The sequence below is a fragment of the Streptomyces sp. WM6386 genome (assembly GCF_000972385.1).
Taxonomy (GTDB): domain Bacteria; phylum Actinomycetota; class Actinomycetes; order Streptomycetales; family Streptomycetaceae; genus Streptomyces.
This window is the reverse complement of sequence record NZ_JXTE01000646.1, coordinates 1-359: the sequence shown is the minus strand read 5'-3', so window position 1 is coordinate 359 and position 359 is coordinate 1. Positions and strand designations below refer to the sequence as shown.

1 protein-coding gene is annotated in these 359 nt (G+C 66.0%); it reads right to left on the bottom strand.

Annotated features, from left to right (window positions below; all coding sequences use genetic code 11):
* Positions 1-359, bottom strand: a 359-nt coding sequence (locus tag TN53_RS43080) for a hypothetical protein (protein WP_046264381.1), incomplete at both ends; no start/stop codon positions are given.

Sequence of the window (359 nt, the reverse complement as noted above, 5' to 3'; positions counted from 1 at the left end):
GACGGCCTGCTGATAGGCGAACGGCTTGCCCAACTCGTATGAGGCCAGTTGGGTGAGGATTCGCAAGGCGTGGTCGGGGTGGGCGTTCAGCGTGCGCGCATCGTCCCTGCCCAGCTCCCACAGCAGATCGCAGGCCTCGTCGATGTGCTGCAGGTCGTGGGCGACGGCATCAAGTACTGGGGGAAGAGCTCGGCGCACTGCTGGGTCGGTCTGGTGCTCGTACAACCACCGCACGAGGCCAAGGGTACGGGCTGGCTGGAAGACACCGATCTGGCGCAGGAAGGGCAGGTGGGCCGCCTGCTGCTGCGGTACTGCCTCCTGGATGATGAGTGTGATCTCGGCCCACAGGGGCTCGGCGA